This window comes from Blautia sp. AM28-27, from assembly GCF_003480905.1.
Taxonomy (GTDB): Bacteria; Bacillota; Clostridia; order Lachnospirales; family Lachnospiraceae; genus Fusicatenibacter; species Fusicatenibacter saccharivorans.
In genome coordinates, this window is record NZ_QUJK01000005.1 from 96,915 (window position 1) to 117,905 (window position 20,991).

The 20,991-nt window shown below is 46.9% G+C and carries 22 protein-coding genes; 21 read left to right on the plus strand and 1 reads right to left on the minus strand.

Features of this window, described 5'->3' with window-relative positions; genetic code table 11:
• Positions 1 to 31: 31 nt before the first annotated feature.
• From radC to rsmH, 21 genes are all read left to right on the plus strand, one after another.
• Complete coding sequence (radC, locus tag DW743_RS09445) at positions 32 to 721, plus strand: RadC family protein (protein WP_022462847.1); 690 nt, start codon at positions 32 to 34, stop codon at positions 719 to 721.
• 56 nt (positions 722 to 777) lie between these two features.
• Positions 778 to 1,791: a rod shape-determining protein gene (locus tag DW743_RS09450; RefSeq protein ID WP_117761507.1), complete on the plus strand. Its 1,014-nt coding sequence runs from the start codon at positions 778 to 780 to the stop codon at positions 1,789 to 1,791.
• Between the two features lie 21 nt (positions 1,792 to 1,812).
• The gene (gene mreC, locus DW743_RS09455; protein ID WP_022462849.1) at positions 1,813 to 2,664 is read left to right on the plus strand and encodes a rod shape-determining protein MreC; all 852 of its coding nucleotides are present in this window, start codon (positions 1,813 to 1,815) and stop codon (positions 2,662 to 2,664) included.
• A complete protein-coding gene (gene mreD, locus DW743_RS09460; RefSeq protein WP_022462850.1) occupies positions 2,665 to 3,192 on the plus strand; it encodes a rod shape-determining protein MreD in 528 nt (175 codons plus the stop codon).
• A complete protein-coding gene (locus tag DW743_RS09465) occupies positions 3,177 to 6,161 on the plus strand; it encodes a penicillin-binding transpeptidase domain-containing protein (RefSeq protein ID WP_117761506.1) in 2,985 nt (994 codons plus the stop codon). Before mreD ends, DW743_RS09465 begins: the two co-directional genes overlap by 16 nt.
• A gap of 129 nt (positions 6,162 to 6,290) precedes the next feature.
• The gene (gene minD, locus DW743_RS09470) at positions 6,291 to 7,070 is read left to right on the plus strand and encodes a septum site-determining protein MinD (protein ID WP_022462852.1); all 780 of its coding nucleotides are present in this window, start codon (positions 6,291 to 6,293) and stop codon (positions 7,068 to 7,070) included.
• A gap of 12 nt (positions 7,071 to 7,082) precedes the next feature.
• Positions 7,083 to 7,343: a cell division topological specificity factor MinE gene (locus tag DW743_RS09475; protein WP_022462853.1), complete on the plus strand. Its 261-nt coding sequence runs from the start codon at positions 7,083 to 7,085 to the stop codon at positions 7,341 to 7,343.
• Positions 7,327 to 8,523 carry an FtsW/RodA/SpoVE family cell cycle protein gene (locus DW743_RS09480; RefSeq protein ID WP_022462854.1) on the plus strand — a complete coding sequence of 399 codons (1,197 nt, stop codon included), beginning with the start codon at positions 7,327 to 7,329 and terminating at the stop codon, positions 8,521 to 8,523. Before DW743_RS09475 ends, DW743_RS09480 begins: the two co-directional genes overlap by 17 nt.
• Positions 8,498 to 8,902, plus strand: a complete 405-nt coding sequence (gene mgsA, locus DW743_RS09485) for a methylglyoxal synthase (protein WP_022462855.1) — start codon at positions 8,498 to 8,500, stop codon at positions 8,900 to 8,902. The genes DW743_RS09480 and mgsA overlap by 26 nt, the downstream gene beginning before the upstream one ends.
• Positions 8,877 to 9,962 (plus strand): D-alanyl-D-alanine carboxypeptidase family protein, encoded by a 1,086-nt coding sequence (locus tag DW743_RS09490; RefSeq protein ID WP_243004573.1) that lies wholly within the window; start codon positions 8,877 to 8,879, stop codon positions 9,960 to 9,962. Before mgsA ends, DW743_RS09490 begins: the two co-directional genes overlap by 26 nt.
• 221 nt (positions 9,963 to 10,183) lie before the next feature.
• On the plus strand, positions 10,184 to 10,603 hold the full coding sequence (locus DW743_RS09495) for a hypothetical protein (protein WP_022462857.1): 420 nt from the start codon (positions 10,184 to 10,186) through the stop codon (positions 10,601 to 10,603).
• Between the two features lie 205 nt (positions 10,604 to 10,808).
• The gene (locus tag DW743_RS09500) at positions 10,809 to 12,092 is read left to right on the plus strand and encodes an HlyD family efflux transporter periplasmic adaptor subunit (protein ID WP_147345099.1); all 1,284 of its coding nucleotides are present in this window, start codon (positions 10,809 to 10,811) and stop codon (positions 12,090 to 12,092) included.
• Between the two features lie 20 nt (positions 12,093 to 12,112).
• Positions 12,113 to 12,808, plus strand: a complete 696-nt coding sequence (locus DW743_RS09505; RefSeq protein WP_022462859.1) for a YggS family pyridoxal phosphate-dependent enzyme — start codon at positions 12,113 to 12,115, stop codon at positions 12,806 to 12,808.
• An 89-nt stretch (positions 12,809 to 12,897) separates the two neighbouring features.
• Positions 12,898 to 13,509 (plus strand): cell division protein SepF, encoded by a 612-nt coding sequence (locus DW743_RS09510; protein ID WP_055217838.1) that lies wholly within the window; start codon positions 12,898 to 12,900, stop codon positions 13,507 to 13,509.
• A gap of 133 nt (positions 13,510 to 13,642) precedes the next feature.
• The gene (gene aroB, locus DW743_RS09515) at positions 13,643 to 14,755 is read left to right on the plus strand and encodes a 3-dehydroquinate synthase (RefSeq protein ID WP_055217839.1); all 1,113 of its coding nucleotides are present in this window, start codon (positions 13,643 to 13,645) and stop codon (positions 14,753 to 14,755) included.
• Entirely contained in the window at positions 14,745 to 15,281 is a 537-nt protein-coding gene (lspA, locus tag DW743_RS09520; protein WP_022462862.1) for a signal peptidase II, read from the plus strand. Before aroB ends, lspA begins: the two co-directional genes overlap by 11 nt.
• On the plus strand, positions 15,274 to 16,203 hold the full coding sequence (locus DW743_RS09525) for an RluA family pseudouridine synthase (protein ID WP_055228144.1): 930 nt from the start codon (positions 15,274 to 15,276) through the stop codon (positions 16,201 to 16,203). Before lspA ends, DW743_RS09525 begins: the two co-directional genes overlap by 8 nt.
• A gap of 173 nt (positions 16,204 to 16,376) precedes the next feature.
• Positions 16,377 to 17,015 carry a cytidylate kinase-like family protein gene (locus DW743_RS09530; RefSeq protein ID WP_022462864.1) on the plus strand — a complete coding sequence of 213 codons (639 nt, stop codon included), beginning with the start codon at positions 16,377 to 16,379 and terminating at the stop codon, positions 17,013 to 17,015.
• Between the two features lie 75 nt (positions 17,016 to 17,090).
• On the plus strand, positions 17,091 to 17,531 hold the full coding sequence (gene dtd, locus DW743_RS09535) for a D-aminoacyl-tRNA deacylase (protein WP_022462865.1): 441 nt from the start codon (positions 17,091 to 17,093) through the stop codon (positions 17,529 to 17,531).
• 166 nt (positions 17,532 to 17,697) lie between these two features.
• Positions 17,698 to 18,645, plus strand: a complete 948-nt coding sequence (locus tag DW743_RS09540) for an RluA family pseudouridine synthase (RefSeq protein ID WP_117761504.1) — start codon at positions 17,698 to 17,700, stop codon at positions 18,643 to 18,645.
• Positions 18,646 to 18,674: 29 nt separating this feature from the next.
• Entirely contained in the window at positions 18,675 to 19,724 is a 1,050-nt protein-coding gene (rsmH, locus tag DW743_RS09545; RefSeq protein WP_022462867.1) for a 16S rRNA (cytosine(1402)-N(4))-methyltransferase RsmH, read from the plus strand.
• 99 nt (positions 19,725 to 19,823) lie between these two features.
• On the opposite strand, the gene DW743_RS09550 is transcribed toward rsmH, so the two are convergent.
• Positions 19,824 to 20,900 (minus strand): tyrosine-type recombinase/integrase, encoded by a 1,077-nt coding sequence (locus DW743_RS09550; protein ID WP_022462868.1) that lies wholly within the window; start codon positions 20,898 to 20,900, stop codon positions 19,824 to 19,826.
• Positions 20,901 to 20,991: the final 91 nt, after the last annotated feature.

Here is a 20,991-nt window from a genome sequence, read left to right on the forward strand (position 1 = left end):
AAAATTCCCGGAAGAGTGGTGGGAGGAATACATGAGAAAAAATGGATTACGAAACCTGCCGACGATGGAACAGCCATATGAAAAATGCCTGGAAAACGGCCCGGAAAGCCTTTCCGACGCGGAGCTTCTGGCTGTCATTTTACGATGTGGGGCAAGGGGAAAAACATCCCTGGAGCTCGCAAGAGAAATTCTTTCCCTTCCCGGAAAAGAGGAGGGCCTGTTAGGACTCTATCACTGTACAAGACAGGAACTTCTGCAGATCCGCGGAGTCGGGGAAGTAAAAGCGATCCAGCTCCAGTGCATCGGTGAGCTTTCCAAACGAATGGCCGCGGCCGGAGCAAGAAAAGGTCTCTGCTTTCATGATCCGGCTTCCATTGCGGATTATTACATGGAACGTCTCCGCCACGAGGATCAGGAGGTTCTTCTCTGCATGATGCTGGACACAAAAAATCAGCTTCTCGGAGAAAAGGAAATCACAAGAGGAACGGTCAATGCGACGATGATTTCGCCGCGGGAGCTTTTTCTTGCGGCACTGCAGTTCCGTGCGGTTCATATTCTGCTGGTTCACAACCATCCAAGCGGAATCCCGGAACCAAGCGGTGACGACATTACCGTGACACGGCAGATCCGGCGGGCGGGCGAAATGCTCGGCATTACCCTGCTGGATCACATTATTATCGGGGATCACTGTTATACCAGTATGCTGGAACAGGGAATCTGATCCCGAAAATCCGAGGCAGAAATGCCCAAAGGAAGGGAACAAGTTAAAGGAGCACGATGCAGATTCGAAATGTATACGGCATAGACCTTGGCACCAGTACCGTCAAAATCTATGACCTGAAGAAAGACACAATCACAAAAGAAAAAAATATGATTGCCATACGCAACCGCGAACAGGTGATTGCCGTTGGAAATTACGCATATGAAATGCACGAGAGAACGCCTTCCAATATCGAGGTAATTACCCCCATGAGCAACGGACGCATTGCGAATGTATTGATGGTAGAAGCCGTTTTGCACACGCTTCTCCACCGCTGTACGCGCCACATGGGATACCGCCCGGAGCTGTACTTTTCAGTTCCCTGCGATATGACAGAGATTGAACGGCGTTCTTATTATACGATTGCACATAAGGGAGCCTTAAAAAACTGCCGCATGTATCTTGTGGATAAACCAATCGCGGATGCGCTGGCACTTGGCATTCCGATCAACCGCACGAAGGGTTCCATGATTGTCAACATCGGAGCGCAGAGCACAGAGATTTCTGTTATCGCCAACGCGAGGGTTATTTTTTCCAGAATCATCCAGGTAGGCGGAAAACAGTTCAATGAATCGATATGCAATCTGAACCGCCGCAAAAACAATTTCCAGATTGGCTCCAAAACAGCCAAACGTGTCAAGATTGCGCTGGCTGATCTTGGAACAGACAAAAAAGAGGCGCGGAAGGTGCGCGGCGTAGATGGTGCATCCGGTCTTCCAATGGAAGGGATCATTACTTCTTCCCTCGTAAACGAAGCACTCCTTTCCGGTGTTAATGAGATCGGCGAGGAAATCAAGCATGCGCTGGAGCGTACACCGCCGCAGATCCACGATCATATCCAGAAAGAGGGTATTTACATCACCGGCGGAAGCACAAGGATTCCGAACATTGACCGCTATCTTTCAAGACAGCTCGGCTGTCCGGTGCAGCTTTCCCAGTATTATGACCTCTGTACCATCTGTGGGCTCAAGGAACTGATCACGCACGATGCGCTGCATCGCTGGGCTTACACGGTAAATAAAAAGAAGTAAATCTATCAAAAAGGACCCGCTATGAATAAGAAGAAAAAATTTCAGCTAAAAAGCAAACATTTACTTTTCATCATGACGTTCCTGTGTCTCTCCGGCATTTTAGGCAGTGCAGCAGACAAAATGCCGGTCACGCCGATCCGGGAAGCCGCAGGCTTTGTGATCATCCCGTTTCAGAACGGAATTAACCAGATCGGTGCGTATTTGACAGACTGTCTGACCGGTTTCCAGAACGTCAAAAAACTGTCTGCCGAGAAAGAGGAGCTTGAACAGAAGGTCACGGATCTGACTGAGGAAAACAATCAGCTTGTACAGGATCAGCAGGAGCTGCAGCGTCTTCAGGAGCTGTATCAGCTGGACCAGTCCTACTCGGAATATGAAAAAGTAGCAGCACAGGTCATCTCAAAGGATCCGGGCAACTGGTATGATACCTTTGTCATCAACAAAGGATCAAATGACGGGATTCAGAAAGATATGAACGTTATTGCAGACGGCGGCCTTGTTGGACTTGTTGAGGAGGTAAGTTCCAATTCCGCTACTGTCCGCTCTATCATTGATGACTCCAGTTCCGTGAGCGCCATGACAGCATCTACCTCGGATACGTGTATTGTATCGGGTGATCTGCGCCTGATCAGCGACGGAAAGCTTGCCTTTTCCCAGCTGAATACAACCGACACGGTAGCTGAGGGCGAAAAGATTGTGACATCGAACATCAGTGATAAATACCTCCGCGGTATTCTGATCGGCTATGTTAGTGAAATCACCGAGGACTCCAATCACCTGACGAAAAAGGGATACATCATTCCTGTTGTGGATTTTCAACATATTCAGGAAGTTCTCGTGATCAAAGAATTAAAACAGCAGGGAGGAGAGTAAATGCGCAGAAAAATCACGCTTGCCTTTCTGATTCTGGCAGCTTTCCTGTTACAGACAACTGTATTTCAGTATTTTCAGATCGCGTCCGTAACGCCGAACCTTCTTCTGATTTTGACGTCCGCCTTTGGGCTGATGCGCGGAAAAAAAGAGGGACTGATGGTCGGATTTTTCAGCGGTCTGATGATTGATCTGTTCTACGGCAGCCTGTTTGGATTTTACGCACTGCTCTACATGTATATCGGTTATCTGAACGGCTTTTTCTGCAAAGTCTTCTATGACGATGATATTAAGGTACACATTGTACTGGTCGCTGCCAGCGATCTTGTCTACAGTCTGCTGATGTATGTGCTGCAGTTCCTGCTGCGCGTGCGCCTGCACTTTTTCGATTATCTGGCGCATATTATTCTGCCGGAAATGGTATACACGGTAGTGCTCTCCATTCTGCTTTACCGGCTTTTATTTATCATCAACCGTAAACTGACCGAAAATGAAATGGAAGGACAACAGTCGCCATGGCTAAGAAGATAAGAAAACTTTTCCGCAGACTCGGTGAAAACCGCACCCTATTGCTTGGTGTGGTTTTCCTTGCTATGTTTGCCGTCCTGATCGGAAGACTTTTTATCCTGCAGGTAGTGCATGGAGAAGAGTATGCGGATAATTTTGAACTGCAAATCACAAAAACCAGAACCCTTGAGAGTACAAGAGGAAATATTTATGACAGGAACGGAAAACTGATCGCTGGAAATAAGGTTTCCTACTCTGTAACCATCGAGGATAACGGAACGTACAACACGACAAAAGAACGTATTCTCTCTCTGAACGCAGAACTCTATCGTCTCTGTAAGCTGATTCGTGCAAACGGAGACTCGATTGACACCAGCACCTTCCCGATTGAAGTGGATGAGAACGGTGCGTTTGTTTTTACAGGTGAAGAGGGAACGACCCGCGACCGTTTCCGTGCAGACATTTATGGACAGAAGAAAATCGACGATATGACGGCAGAACAGAAGAGTTCCAGTGCCGAAACGCTGATGACATTTCTTGCCGGACCGGACGGCTTTGGCCTGGATGCCTATTCTGACGATGAAAAATACGCATATGCTGCCAAAGATTTTGAAGAGTATGGTCTTCCATACCAGACAGACGAATCCGGAAATGCTGTCCTTTCTCTTTCCAATCAGGAGCGTCTGGAAATTCTGGTGATCCGCTATAAGATGAAACAGACGAATTATCAGAAGTATGTCCGCGTGACAGTTGCTTCCGGCGTCAGCAGCAATACAACTGCATCGATTGCAGAGAATGAAGATGTTCTGCAGGGTGTCAGCATTTCGGAAGATTCCGAGCGTGTATATTATGACGGAAAGTATTTTTCCTCTCTGATCGGTTATACGGGCCAGGCGTCCTCAGACGAGCTGACAGAACTGAATGAAGAGCTGAAGAGCCAGGGAAAAGAAGAAACGTATTCCACGGAATCCATCGTCGGAAAATCTGGTCTGGAACAGTATATGGAGACAATCCTTCAGGGAACCGACGGATCAGAAGAGATTATCGTTAATAACGTCGGAAAAGAGCTGGAAACGGTAGAGGGATCCCTGGTTGAGCCAAAACAGGGAAATAACGTCTATCTTTCGATTGATTATGACCTGCAGATTGCGGTATATAAAATTCTGGAACAGAGAATTGCCGGCATTCTGAAACAGTATCTGAGTGATGTAAAATCCGTTGATACCTCAACACTTGCCAATACGGATGCCGTTCCGATTCCAATTTACGATGTATACAATGCACTGATCGAAAACAGCACGATTGATATTTCCCATTTCTCGGCGGCGGATGCCACGGAGCGTGAGCAGCGGATCTATGCACTGTTCCAGCAGAAACTCCAGCAGGTGCTTGCCGAGATTACGCAGGAACTGACCGTTGAAACAGCAACCGTTTACAACGACCTCAGCGATGAAATGCAGGAATATGAGACCTTCATCGTGGATAAGCTGCTTTCCAGTACGATGGGTATTCTTTCTTCAACAGCAATTGATGAGAAAGACGCCACCTATCAGGCATGGAATGACGGAACGATTTCTCTTCGTGATTACCTGACGTATGCGGCAAGCCAGAACTGGATTGATGTCTCAGCACTGACGCAGGATGATGCCTACCTGGATTCTCAGGAGGTTTATCAGAAGCTGACGGAGGTTATTCTGGACCGTCTGGCAAACAATACAACATTTGCAAAAAAGATGTATCACTATATGCTGCTGCAGGATATGCTCGATGGCTATGATATCTGCAATCTGATGTATGATCAGAACCTTCTGACGAAAGAGGATGACGATTATGCCGCTTATGTTGCAGGAAATATGACACCGTTCCAGCTTCTGTCCGATAAAATCGCCAAACTGGAAATCACCCCGGCACAGCTTGCACTCGATCCGTGTTCCGGTTCTGCTGTCATTACGGACCCGAATACCGGTGCTATTTTAGCCTGTGTTTCCTATCCTGGCTATGACAACAACCGCCTGGCAAACCAGATGGATACCGCATACTGGGCAAAATTGAATACCGATGAATCCAGCCCGCTGTACAACAAAGCAACCCAGCAGAAGACGGCTCCTGGTTCCACCTTTAAACCACTGATAGCGGTTGCCGGATTAAGCGAAGGCATAATTACTCCGACCAGTATCATCAACTGCAACGGTCTGTTCGGGGAAGGACTTGTCAACGAATCTGACTATGTCCACTGCCATCAGTTGAGCGGCCACGGAGATCTGAACATTGTCGGTGCCATCCAGAACTCCTGCAACGTGTTCTTCTGTACGCTTGGATATCGTCTGGGACTCGATGAGAACGGCACCTTTACACAGAAGCGCTCTCTGGAAATGATCCAGAAATATGCCGATATGTTTAAGCTGGATGAAAAGACTGGAATCGAAATTTCGGAAACCGATCCGAATGTAACCGATTCCCTTCCGATCCCTTCCTCGATTGGTCAGGGTACCAACAACTATACGACGACACAGCTTGCACGCTATGTCACAACGATTGCAAATTCCGGTACGGTTTATAATCTTTCCCTTCTGCAGAAAGCAACGGATTCGGATGGCAATGACATCGATATGGGCGCAGATTTCGGCCCGACGGTAAATTCAGAAATGGATGTTGATTCCAGCATCTGGGATCTGGTACACGAAGGCATGCGAAAAGTAATCAGCGTATCCAATGCGACCATTTTCCCGGAATCCTGGCCGGTAGAGCTTTCCGGAAAAACCGGTACCGCGGAGGAAGACCATACACGTGCAAACCATGGACTGTTTATGGGCTTCTCTCACTATGAGAGCAGAGACGATATTGCTCTTGCCGTCCGCATTCCGTTTGGATATTCTTCTATGAACGCAGAGTTGGTAGCTAAGGATATCTTAGATTATTACTATGGCCTCTCAGACGATATTCTGTCCGGTCAGGCAAATTCCAACGGTGTTGCAAGCGTGAGAGCAGACTAAGGAATTTTTCCGGCGGAAACGAAGCCTGGGAAGAAAGCTGCAAAAGAGAAAGGATGTGTTTTTAAACAAAGGTTTGGACGCATCCTGCGGCATGAAAATGCAGAACAGTTTTCAACAAGGAGGTTCCAGATGAGTGAAGTCATTGTAATTACATCAGGAAAAGGCGGCGTCGGAAAGACGACAACCGCAGCAAATATCGGAATCGGGCTGGCACAGCTTGGAAAGAAAGTTGTGATGGTAGATACCGACATCGGTCTTCGAAACCTGGATGTCGTGCTCGGCCTTGAAAACCGGATTGTCTACAATCTTGTGGATGTTGTGGAGGGCAACTGCCGGATGAAGCAGGCGCTAATCCGCGACAAACGGTACGAGCAGCTCTACCTTCTCCCGTCTGCCCAGACGAGGGACAAGACAAGCGTAACGCCCGAGCAGATGAAAAAACTCTGCGATGAATTAAAACAGAGCTTTGATTTTGTTCTTCTTGACTGTCCGGCAGGCATTGAGCAGGGATTTGCAAATGCAGTTGCCGGTGCCAATAAGGCAATTGTTGTGACTACGCCGGAGGTTTCGGCCATCCGGGACGCGGACCGCATCATCGGCCTTCTGGAGGCGCAGGATCTGAGGGATATCTCTCTTGTCATCAATCGTATCCGGCCGGATATGGTAAAACGCGGTGAAATGATGTCGGTGGATGATGTACAGGAAATTCTTGCTGTTCCGCTGCTCGGCATTCTGCCCGATGATGAGCAGGTAGTAATCGCCACCAACCAGGGCGAAGCGATCGCTGGAAGCGGTTCCAAGGCAGGAGAAGCCTTTACGAATATCAGCCACAGGATCCTCGGGGAGAGTGTTCCCTACTTGGATCTTGACAGCAAAAAGGGATTTTTCCGCCGTGTATTCGGGCGATAGGAGGGAACTGGTATGGGTTTATTTTCAGGCAGAAAGCCGCACTCCGGCCTCGTTGCAAAAGAACGTCTGTCCAATCTTTTAATGGCAGAACGTCTGAACTGTTCTCCGGCATCGCTTCAGATGCTGAAAAATGATCTTTCTGCTGCTGCAGGAAAATACCTTACCGTTGAGGCGGATGAAATTTCCGTCACCATTACACAAACAACCCCTGTCATACTGACAGCGAAAATACCATTGAAAAGAAACGAGGAGTATCATGTTAAGACGATATAAGCTGAAAAATTATAATTTCCGGCTGGTCATTCTTCTGATTGCCATCAGCATCATTGGTGTGCTTCTGATCGGAAGTGCAGACAGTGCAGACCAGAAAAAACAGGCCATCGGAGTCGTATTGGGCGTAGTCATCATGATTATTGTCTCTTTGCTTGACTATAGCTGGCTTCTGAATTTTTACTGGGTTCTTTACATCGGAAATCTGATGATGCTTGGCGTTCTTTATCTCGGCGGTTCTACCGCAAAAAACACGTTTGGTGCGACCCGTTGGATTCAGATCGGAAGCTTTCAGTTTCAGCCGACCGAGCTGTCAAAAATCTTTCTGATCATGTTTTTTGCGATGTTTCTGATGAAGCATGAAGAAGATCTGAATACGGCGAAAACCATTTTTACCGCGATCGGGCTTCTGATTCCGCCGCTCGTTATGATTTACCGTCAGCCGGATTTGAAAAATACGATTACGGTCATGGTTCTGTTCTGCTTTATGATGTATGTGGCGGGCTTAAGCTACAAAGTTATCGCCGTTGTTCTGGTTTCCGGTTCAGCACTGGTACTTGCGCTTCTGCTTGTCATTACGCAGGTGAATTTCCAGCTTCCGGCGGCTCTTGACAAGACGATTGGTTATCAGCTTGGGCGAATTCAGGACTGGTTAAGCGATGATGCCGACAACGCCGACGGCCGTCTCCAGCAGCAGAATTCCATTACAGCCATCGGTTCCGGAAAGCTGACCGGAAAAGGACTCAACAACAATAAAGTTTCTTCCGCAAATAAGGGAAATTTCGTTTCCCAGAACCATAATGACTTTATTTTTGCAGTGGCAGGAGAGGAACTTGGTTTCTTTGGATGCTGCGGAATCATCCTGCTCCTGTTCCTGATTCTCGTCGAATGCATCCGGACTTCCCGGAAAGCAAAAGATCTGTCAGGAACGTTGATCTGCTGCGGTATGGCAGGACTCATTGCCTTTCAGAGCTTTCTGAATATCAGTGTTGCAACCGGAATCCTGCCGAACACCGGTACACCGCTTCCGTTCGTCAGCTATGGACTGACCTCCCTTGTAACACTTTACATCGGAATGGGGCTTGTCCTGAATGTCGGACTGCAGAACCGGGATTTTGTAACCAGAAACTATGAATTACTAAGGAGGAAAACCATCAATGAACATCGGATTGATCGCGCATGATGCAAAAAAAACGCTGCTTCAGAACTTGTGTATCGCCTACCGCTCGGTACTTGCCAAGCATACTCTTTACGCAACCGGAACTTCCGGCCGTCTGGTAGAAGAGGCAACCGGACTTAACGTCCGCAAATATCTGGCTGGACACGTTGGAGGCGTTCAGCAGATGGGTTCTCAGATTGAACAGAATGATCTGGATCTTGTGATTTTCCTGCGGGATCCGGAACAGCCGAAACAGCATGAGCCGGATGTCCATCGGATTATCCGTCTCTGCGACGTACACAGCATTCCGCTTGCCACCAATCTTGCAACGGCAGAAATGCTGATCAAATCATTAGACAGAGGAGAAATGGACTGGCGTGAAATCTACCGGAGAAACGACTAATACTACAGAAAAAGAACAGAAACTGCCTGTAACGGAGAAAAACGGGACTGCTCCGGAAAAAACCGAACATATTTTAAACCGCCTGATCATCGGCGCGGGTGTCTGTGTTGCTGTTATTGCGGTTCTGATCGGTGTGAAACTGTACCGTCAGGACCGCCAGATGGACATTACAGAGCCGTTTGCGCGAAGTATGGTGCTCGCCTCCGATCCGCTTTCGGCAGAAAAACGGTTTCAGGCTGAAACGCTCTCTGCCGATCTCTGTGTCGGTGAGACGAGCGTACCGCTGAATGATATCTCGTTTTCTTCACAGGTAAAGGCCGGACTGTTTGATCTGGATCACAAAAAAGTATTGTTCGCGCAGAATATGTATGATCAGGTCTACCCAGCCAGCATCACGAAGATCATGACGGCTCTCCTTGCCATGGAATACAACCAGCCGGATACGCAGGTAACGATCACAGAAGAGGATCTTGCGCTGGAAGATGGATCCCAGATGAGTGGACTGGCCGTGGGCGATACGGTAACGATGGATCAGCTTTTCCATGCATTGTTGATTTATTCTGCCAACGATGCTGCTATGGCGATTGCCCGCCAGGTAGGCGGAAGTGTAGAGAATTTCGTTCAGATGATGAACGATAAGGCAGCTTCCCTTGCCATGACCGGTACGCATTTTGCAAACCCGCACGGTCTTCACAATGAGAATCATTACACTACTGCATATGATGTTTATCTGATGCTGTATGCTGCCTATCAGCATACGGAATTCCAGAATACGATGTCAATGTCTTCCTACACGCTGAACATGACGCATGCGGACGGTATGGCGGGAACGATCTATTTAAGCTCCACGGACAAATATCTGACCGGAGAGAAAAACGCACCGGAAAACGTGACGGTGCTCGGCGGAAAAACCGGAACGACCGATGAGGCCGGTTCCTGCCTGGCACTGGTATCCCAGAATGCATACGGAGAACCGTTTATCTCAGTCATTCTTCATGCATCAACAAAAGTGGAACTGTACGAGGACATGAACACTCTTCTTTCCAATATCAACTCCTGACGTAATCTTTTTGCAATCCCCCGGACGGCGTTTTTTCTGCCTCTCCGGGAGATTGTCGTATCCGTTTAGAAAAACAGAGCTCCTTTCCCCGCAAATTAGAAGATTTTTCAGAATTTTTTCATTTTACCATTGAAAACGTTGGTGAATTGTACTATAATTAAACCATGAACTTAAAGGTTTTTGGTGAAAATATCTTATTCTAATCTAAGGAGGAAACTGCTATGGTTCAATTAATTGTAGGCAAGAAGGGAAAAGGCAAAACAAAACAGCTGTTAGACAAAGTAAATGCAGAGGTAAAAACCGCAAACGGAAATATCGTGTATATTGACAAGAGCACAAAGCACATGTTTGAATTAAACAACAAAGTACGTCTGATTTCCGCAACCGACTATCCTCTGAAAAACAGTGATGAATTTATCGGATTTATCTGCGGTATCGTTTCTCAGGACCACGATCTCGCAAGCGTTTATCTCGACAGCTTCCTGAAAGTAGCAAAACTGGAAGGCGAGGACATCACAGATTGTGTTGAACAGCTGGAAGGCATTGGCAAGCAGTATAACATTACCTTCGTATTAAGTGTCTCCATGGATAAAGAAGAGCTTCCGGAAGGCATGCAGGATAAGATTATCGTTGCACTGTAACCAAAACTGTATTATAATAATTGCATAGCGACAAAACCAAAGGACGGCGCTTACGGCACCGTCCTTTTAGCGCATGGATTAAACAATAAAAGGAGCATACATTTTGTCTAAGCAGAAAAAGAACAGCCGCCGGCATTCGAGAATCCGTTTCCCTTTTCCGGCGTTGAATATTGGAAATATCATCTTTGGAGCCCTTTTTTTCTATATGGCAGTTTCACTTTTCTTTTACCTGACCGCCGATCATATCAAATCTTTTCAGGTTGTGCAGGGAACTTTATCCCGGAATGATACCTATACCGCATTCGCCATGCGGACAGAGAGTGTGCAGCTTTCCTCCGGCAGCGGATATGTTCAGTTCTATACCCCAAATGCATCGAAAATCAGCCGCGGAAGCGCTGTTTATGGGATTTCCGCAACAGAAAATGCCGATACCTCTGGTATTTCGGCAGATGCGGCAACGAGAACGTCGCTTCGTTCCTCGCTCGCACGTTTTTCTTCTGATTATGATTCCAGTTCCTTTTCCGGCATTTATCAGCTGAAAACAGAACTTTCCGCAAAGCTGCTTGCCGCTGCCGCTGAAAACGGAGATTCCTCATCACAGACGATATTTTATGCAGATCAGGACGGTGTTGTCGTCTACGGCAGTGATGGATATGAAAGCTATACGGAGGACAGCCTTACGCCGGAGCTTTTCTCTACGAAAGCCTCTGTGGTTTCCTTTGATTCCGGCGCGCAGACGGAGACTGGAAATGCAGTATACCGTCTGGTGACAGATGAGCAGTGGGAAATTGCCGTTCCGGTGACGAATAAGCAGGTCGTTACACTTTCCAATTTCAGTACGATAAAAGTTAAATTTCTGAAAGACGGAAAAACACAGACGGGAACACTGAATCTAAAGTCCATTAACGATCAGAACTATGCTGTCATTTCGTTTACAAGCGGGATGATCCGTTATGCGGAAGACCGTTTTCTTTCAATAGAGCTGGTCACAAACACTGGAAGCGGACTGAAAATTCCAAATACTGCCATCACGGAAAAAGATTTCTATAAAATCCCGGCGCAGATGCTCGTACAGGGCGGAGACAGCAATTCTTCCGGTTTCCTGCGGGAAAAGACCGATAAAAAAGGAAATGTCATGCTGGATGATAACGGACAGCCGGTGACAGAATTTGTAAACGCCACGATCTATGAGCAGGTCAATGATGAAAATGATAATCCGGTCGAATATTACGTCGACATGGCCGCTTTTAATGATGGAGATATACTTCGTGCACAGGATTCCGCCACAACGTATCAGATTGGAGAAACGGTTCCGCTGCAGGGTGTTTACTGCATCAACAAAGGATATGCTGTATTCCGCAAAATTCAGATCATCGATCAGAATGCGGAGTATTCTATCATAAAAAAACAAACGCAATACGGCATTTCGCAGTATGATTATATTGTGGAAAATGCATCCACCGTCAGTGAAGAAGATATTGTGCATTAAATACTGGAGGTTAGAAAGATATGCTGAAAGAGAACTATGAAGAAGTCCAGAAGAAAATTACAGAAGCCTGCAAAAGAGCCGGACGGAACCGGGAGGAAGTTACCCTGATTGCGGTCAGCAAGACAAAACCGGTCGAAATGCTTTCCGAAATCTATGATCTTGGCGAACGCAATTTCGGTGAAAACAAAGTGCAGGAGCTGACAGAAAAAGAGGAAGTGCTGCCAAAGGATATCCACTGGCACATGATCGGTCATCTGCAGCGGAATAAAGTAAAATACATTGCAGGAAAAGTTGCCCTGATTCATTCTGTCGATTCTCTTCGTCTGGCAAAAACGATCAGTGAGGAAGCGGTAAAGCACAACTGCGAAATCCCGATCCTGATCGAGGTAAACGTTGCCGGCGAGGAAAGCAAGTTTGGTGTCTCCGTAGAGGAAACCCTTCCATTGATTGAAGAAATCGCAAAACTTCCGGCAATTCATGTGGAGGGACTTATGACCATTGCACCGTATGTGGAAGATCCAGAAGAAAATCGTCCGGTTTTTCGCAAATTAAAGGAATTAAGTGTTGACATTGCCGCCAAAAACATTAATAATGTACGTATGGCCATTTTGAGCATGGGCATGACCGGCGATTACGAAGTAGCAGTAGAAGAAGGCGCCACTTTAGTACGGGTTGGAACCGGAGTCTTTGGCGAACGGGATTACAGTAAAAGATAACAGGAAGTCTTTCCAAGAAGAGTGACCCCGCGCATTCTGCACGGCTGTCTGGCCAAATGCCACAGGACTAAAAATAGGAGAGTATAAGAATGAGTGTTTTAGACAAATTTCTGGATGCCATCCGGCTGAACGACGATTACGAGGAAGAGGATGCTGATTCGGATAGCTTCTTCGATGAAGAAGACGATGATATAGAAGAAAAACCAAAGAAACGTTTCTTCCGTAAACTGGAGAACGAGGATGAGGACGAAGAGGAAGAGCCGCAGGCGAAACCGGTTCACACTGCACCGCGTAAACAGCCGGCGCCAAAGACCACCGCTTCAAGCCAGGCTGCTGCTGCACGAGCTCCAAAGCCAGCTGCTCCGGTTTCCTCGAAAGTTACTCCAATGAGAAAGAAAGCAGGTGCATTAAATATGGAAGTATGCGTCATCAAACCGGCTTCCATGGAGGATACCCGTGAAATCGCGGATACGCTTCTGGCCGGATGTACCGTTGTCCTTAACTTAGAAGGCATTGATGTGGATATTGCCCAGAGAATCATTGATTTCTGCTGTGGTGCATGCTACTGCATGAGCGGAAGTCTGCAGAAAGTTTCCAGCTATATTTTCATCCTGACACCGTCCAGTGTAGAAATTTCCGGCGACATCCAGGATATCTTAAGCGGAGCTTTTGATCTTCCAAATATCCGTACCGATTATTAAAGAAAATTATCTTTGCAGTAAATTAAAATGGATCTACTGGATCAATTATTGATTTACTTAGTAACAAAGGAAAAGCATCAGATGCAGGATTCTGATGCTTTTTTCATGAAAGAACATACAGGAGGCATAATTTATGAAAACACTTACCGTTAAAAGAGAAGGCACATCTACTGAATTTTCTTATGAAATTGTCTGGGACGGCAGCTACGAACGCCTCGCCGGCTGTGTGGAGAACTTAAAACTCCCTGCAAAAAAGGCCTGCATTGTCACAGACAGCACGGTTTCAGAACTGTATCTGGAAGAGGTAAAAAATGTACTGTCCCCGCTGTTTGAGACCGTAACCGCATTTGTTTTCCCAGCTGGTGAAGCAAGCAAAAATCTGGATACCGTCAAAGATCTGTACACGCATCTGATTGAAAACCACTTTGAGAGAAAAGACATTTTATTCGCACTCGGCGGCGGTGTCGTTGGGGATCTGACCGGCTATGCGGCGGCAACGTATCTGCGCGGCATTGATTTCATCCAGCTTCCGACGACACTGCTTGCACAGGTAGATTCCAGCGTTGGAGGAAAAACGGGCGTCGATTTCGACCAGTACAAAAATATGGTCGGTGCATTCCATCATCCACGTCTTGTCTATATGAATATGGCAACCTTAAAATCCCTGAACGGCGAACAGTTTGCCTGCGGTATGGGAGAAGTCCTGAAAACAGGTCTGATCCGCGATGAAAAATTCTACATCTGGACCATCAATCACATGTCTGAGATCGAAGAGCGGATTGAGCCGGTATTAACGAAAATGATCCAGAAATGCTGCGATATCAAACGCCAGGTTGTAGAAAATGACCCAACAGAACAGGGAGAGCGTGCCGTTTTAAATCTTGGCCATACGATCGGTCATGCCATTGAAAAGCTCAAAAACTTCGAACTGCTCCATGGCCAGTGCGTTGCACTTGGAACCGTTGCTGCTGCCTATATTTCCTACAAGAGAAGTTATCTCTCCGATGAAGAGTTTTACGAGATTCGTGATATGAACGTCGGTTTCTATCTGCCAATCACCGTGGACGGCCTGAAATCGGAAGATATTCTGGCTGCAACAAAATCGGACAAGAAAATGGAACAGGGTACGATCAAATTCATCCTTCTGGAGTCTGTCGGCCATGCTGTGGTGGACCGCACGGTTACAGATGAAGAAATGCTGGAAGCTATCAATTCTATTAATGGAGATCTGATCGATGAAGAGTAAAAAACTTTCTCCGCTGGCCGTTTATCTGGTTTGCGCGGCAGCGATTGTCCTTCTGCTTGCAGCAGATCAGTATACAAAATCACTGGCAGTGCAGTATCTGAAGGACCAGCCGTCGATCGAGCTCATTCCAGGGGTTTTGGAGCTGTTTTATCTGGAAAACCGCGGTATGGCATTCGGACTTCTGCAGGATCAGTACTGGCTGTTTGCTATGATGACGGTATTGTTTCTGATCGTCATGGTGATTGTCTTTTACAAGCTTCCAAAGACACGCCGCTTTTTACCGCTTTTTGCCGTGCTGACTGTTCTGACGGCTGGTGCGGTCGGAAATTTTTACGATCGTTTTCTGAATCACTATGTCGTTGATTTCATCTACGTTTCGCTGATCAACTTTCCGGTTTTTAACGTAGCTGATATTTATGTCACCGTATCGGTCGCTGTCTTTTTACTGCTGTATCTGTTGTACTACAAGGACGAAGACTTCGCATTTCTGCATAAAAACGCCAAAAAGGAGGAGTCCGATGGCTGAAGAAGAACGGATTTTGGAAGTTACACCGGATTTTGACGGAAAACGGATTGATCAGTGCCTGGCCGCATCTTTTTCGGACTGTTCCCGTTCTTTTCTGCAGAAGCTTTTAAAAGACGGAAAGGTTTCGATCAACGGAAAAACGCAGAAAGCAAGCAGCAAGGTTGCCGCCGGTGATGCCGTTCTGGTGCTTCTGCCGGAACCGGAAGAACTGAACGTGGAGCCAGAAAACATTCCGCTTGATATTCTGTACGAGGATGATGATCTTCTGGTCGTCAATAAGCCAAAGGGGATGGTCGTACATCCGGCGGCAGGCCACAGCAGCGGAACACTGGTCAATGCGGTTCTGTATCACTGCCGCGGAAATCTCTCCGGCATCAACGGCGTTCTGCGCCCCGGAATCGTCCACAGAATCGATATGGACACAACGGGTGCCCTGGTTATCTGTAAGAGCGATTTCGCCCACCAGAGCCTCGCAGAACAGCTCTCTGTACATTCCATTACCCGAAAGTACCGGGCAATTGTCCATGGGAATCTGAAAGAGGACGAGGGAACCGTGCGCGGTGCAATCGGCCGCCATCCGACAGACCGGAAAAAGATGGCGATTAATGAACGGAACGGAAAACCGGCGGTCACACATTACCGTGTGCTGGAACGCTTTGGAAATTATACGTATATTGAATGCCAGCTGGAAACCGGCCGGACGCATCAGATTCGTGTCCATATGGCAAGTATCGGGCATCCGCTGCTTGGCGATGCGGTTTATGGCCCGAAGAAATGCCCGGTGAAAAACCTGCAGGGACAGACGCTGCATGCGATGGTACTTGGATTTATCCATCCACGGACCGGTGCCTATATGGAGTTTGAGGCGCCGCTTCCGGAATATTTTTCCAATCTGTTGCTGCAGTTTCGAAAAAATGTCTGAAACTGCTTAAAAAGAATGATATTTCAAAAAGTATATAGTTAATTTGTATAAGTTTTATCAAAATGTTCTGTACTTTCTGTGAATTCTGTAGTATACTGGATGTAACGAAAAAACGCGAGTTACTACATCTGTGAAAGCAGATTATTGTGACGGAATGGAAAGGAGCGGATTATATGAAAACTATCATAACGATTGGACGTCAGTACGGAAGCGCCGGACATTCCATTGGTAAGATTTTAGCGGATGACCTGGGAATCAAGTACTATGACAAAGAGCTGCTGGAGAGAGCAGCAAAGGACAGCGGATTATGCCAGGAATTGTTCGAAAACCACGATGAAAAACCAACCAACAGCTTTTTATACTCTCTGGTTATGGACAGTTACTCCTTCGGCTATGGATCTACCATGATGGATATGCCGCTGAACCAGAAGGTATTTCTGGCACAGTTTGATGCCATCAAGAAGATTTCGCAGGACGGTCCGTGTGTCATCGTAGGCCGCTGTGCAGATTATGCACTGGAGGAAAATCCGAACGTGCTGAGCATCTTTATTAAAGCAGATATGCAGGATCGCATCCGCCGTATCGCAAAGCTGTATGATCTTTCTGATGCAAAAGCAAAAGACAAGATCACAAAGATCGACAAACAGCGTGCAAGCTACTACAATTACTACACCAGCAAACGCTGGGGCGAGGTAGACAGCTACGACCTGTGCCTGAACAGCAGTGTATTCGGTATCGATGGAACCGTAGATATGATCAAACAGGCAATTGAAGTTAAAGAAGCGGGAATCCGCAAGATTTTCAGCATCTGATCAAAACAGAACATAGGAGAAACGACCCTCCTCTTAAAAATAAGAGGAGGGTCATTTTATGAAAGGATTTTAAAGATGAGAATTGTTATACAACGTGTAAAAAGAGCAAGTGTTTCGGTGGAAGAGAAGGTTGTTGGATCGATTCAGAAAGGTTTTCTGGTTCTGATCGGTGTCGGCCAGGGGGACGATGAAGCAACAGCAGACAAGTATATGAAAAAACTGCTGGGACTGCGTATTTTTGAAGATGAAAATGGAAAGACGAACAAGTCCCTGGCAGATGTGGATGGACAGCTTCTGATGGTTTCACAGTTTACCCTGTATGCCAACTGTAAAAAAGGAAACCGTCCAAGCTTCACGGAAGCAGGCGAGCCGCACAGAGCAGAAGAACTGTATGAATATATGGTCGCGAAAGCACGGGAACAGGTTCCTGTTGTCGAAACGGGAGTGTTCGGGGCTGAGATGGAAGTATCACTGGTGAATGATGGGCCGTTTACGGTGATCTTAGAGGATCTGTAAATAAAATTTTTTTGTTTGCCGAATCGGTAAAACAGAACGTGGTTTGCGAGATCTGTGAAACCTGTTTTTGTCTAGAGATAGTGTACCATCATCGTACTGAATTGTTTGTATTTATATAGTTTACATAAAATGATTATGTGAACTTGTGAAGAGGAGAAAATCTTTTATGCCGCAATTTGACTATCAGCAGCTGTGTCACTTTGTCCTTCCGGAACAGGGGGGACTGTCGGTGGAAACAATTCTAAAACGTTTTCTGCACCTGACACCACGTGAAATCCGCCATGCCAAATATATTCCGGATGGAATTCAGAAAAACGGTGTTTCCTGCCGCACAAATGCAGTTGTCCAGACTGGAGATACGATCACTTTTCGATATGCGCAGAAGTGTCCCCACCTTTCCGAAGATCAGGTTCTGCCGGTATCAGGTGATTCTGCCGGCGTACGGATTCTCTATGAGGACAGTGATCTCTGTGTCGCAGACAAGCCATCCGGTATGGTCTGCCACGCTTCCCACGGCCATTATTCCGATTCCCTGACACATGCTGCCGCATCCCTGTTAAAAACACCGACAGCGCCTTCTGAACTCCGCTGCATCGGCCGTCTTGACAAAGATACATCGGGTCTGGTACTATTTGCAAAGAATCAGCTGGCTGCTGCCAGACTGTCCCGGCAGCGGGAGAGCGGCGCGCTGAAAAAAGAATACCTGGCTCTGGTACACCATCCCTTTTCCGAAGAAACGCAAAAAGAAACCATTCGTCTTTCCATGGAGCAAATTCCAGGAGATGACCCTGATTCTTTCGATCCGTCTGGGAAACGTATCACTAAAATGCGTATCTGTAAAGAAGGGAACGGCCTGTGGGCTACTACACACTACGAGGCTGTCCTTCAGGATCCTTTCTGGGCCGTCGTGTGCTGCCGTCTGGAAACCGGCCGCACGCATCAGATCCGTCTTCACATGGCATCTATTGGACATCCACTTTTCGGAGATCCGCTCTACGGAGTCCGCGACGGCGGTACCCGTGCCGCGCTCCATGCCTGGAAACTGCACTTTCTGCAGCCGATGACAGGAGAACCAATTGATCTGGAAAATATTCGAACGCACATGTTCGATTAAATATATTTGAAGTATAAGGAGAACATTTTATGGAAGAACAGAAAGAACACAAACGCCGCGTCCGCTACAAAGGCACACATCCGCGGAATTACAATGAGAAATACAAAGAACTGAATCCGGAGAAATATCAGGGGACCATTGAGCATGTGATCCAAAAGGGAAGCACACCGGCCGGCATGCATATCCCGATTCTCGTAGATGAAATCCTCGATTTTCTCAAGATCGAGCCGGGACAGAACGGACTTGATGCAACACTCGGATACGGCGGCCACAGCTCCCGTATGCTTGCATGCCTGCAGGGAAAAGGGCATCTCTGTGCGCTGGATGTCGATCCGATCGAGATGGCAAAAACAAAAGAACGACTGGCCGCGCAGGGGTACGGCCCTGAGATTTTAACGATTCTTCATCAGAATTTTGCCAATATTGATCAGGTTGCTGCCAAATACGGCCCCTTTGACTTCATTCTGGCGGATCTTGGTGTTTCCTCCATGCAGATTGATAATCCGGAGCGCGGCTTTTCCTACAAATATGATGGACCGCTGGATCTTCGCCTGAATCCGGAGGCAGGAATTTCCGCGGCCGAGCGTCTGCGCACGGTTGCACGCGATGAACTGGAAGGCATGCTCATTGAAAATGCCGATGAACCGTATGCAAAAGAAATTTCCCAGGTTGTTACGCGGGCACTTCGGAAAGGAAAGAAAATTGACACTACGTTTGCACTGCGTGATCTGATCGCTGAAGCACTGGATTTTCTTCCGAAAGACGAGAAAAAAGAAGCCATCAAAAAATCCTGCGCCCGCACCTTCCAGGCACTGCGGATCGATGTAAACAACGAATATGAGGTTCTGGAAGCATTCATGGAAAAACTTCCGGATGCTCTTGCTCCGGGCGGCAGAGCGGCAATTCTGACGTTCCATTCCGGCGAAGACCGGCTTGTGAAAAAGTCCATGAAGGGACTGTATCAGATCGGTATTTATTCCGAATATTCAAAAGAAGTCATTCGTCCTTCCAAAGAAGAATGCATCCGCAACAGCCGTGCAAGTTCAACGAAAATGCGCTGGGCAATTAAGGCGGAGTAACTTAAAAAAAAGCAGGAGAGAAGTCGTCTCCATAAAAAAGAGGAATCAACGAATGGGATATAATCCCTGTTGATTCCTCTTTTGGTTTCTGATATGTTTTTATTCCTCATGCTCCGGCATGGACTCCCGCAGCCGTACCGCTGTGGCAGCCTGACGGCGCCTTGCATCGTCCATGGCAGCATAATGTTTCTTCGTCGTATTGACATCCTTATGGCCGAGAACATCTGCAACAAGATAAATATCGCCTGTTTCCTGATACAGCGTCGTACCGTACGTACTACGCAGTTTATGCGGCGTAATTTTCTTCGTTGTCGTCACCTGGGACGCATATTTCTTCACCAGATTTTCCACCGTCTTGACGTTGATCCGTTTTCTCTGCGCCGAATAGAAGAGTGCGTGTTCGTGTCCTGCCACAGGTGTAATACCTGCGCGGACTTCGATATACTTTTTCAGTGCCTCGGCAACTTCATCTCCAAAGTAGACAAACATTTCATTTCCACCTTTTCGAAGCACTTTGATGCCATTGTTTTTAAAATCGACATCCTCAATATCTAACCCGACACATTCCGACACACGGATTCCCGTGCCAAGCAGAAGAGTAATGATTGCAAAATCACGTTCCTTTGTTTTTTCATAGTAGGCCCGCTGATGATTGCTCAGCCCGTCGCCGCAGGATTCAATAAAATCGAGAAGCTCCGCAACCTCATTTGGCTCCAGACGGATAATTTCTTTTTCGTGGAGCTTCGGCATATCGATAAGCAGCGTAGGATTTGTCTCAATCAGTTCCTTTTTGAAATAATAGGAATAGAACGTCCGAAGTGCCGACAATTTTCGTTTCAGGCCTTTTTCCCCGTTGGTGGTATAAGATTCCTGGGAACCGATATAAGCCTTTAAATATTCTGTGTATTCCTCAAGATCAAGTGCAGTGACCTGGTCAAGCACATCAACGGACATCTGATCCATGGGAATTTTGGCAAGTTCCGGATTTTCTTTCTGCAGATACTGAAAAAAGATCCGAAGGTCATATGCATATTTGATTCGTGTGCTGGTCGATGTCGTTGTGCTGATGCCGCGGAAAAATTCGGAAGTAAAAGAGGGAAGCGTCTTCAGAACCTCGCGGAGCTTCAGTGTATTTTCCATATCGGTTTGTTCGTGATACGTAATTTTTGATTTCATAACTGCAAATGAGCCTTTCTAAACAGAAAAACCGGGAAAATAAAAGAAGTATTTCTTCTATATAACTATTCGGGAAACGCAGGTTTTTCGA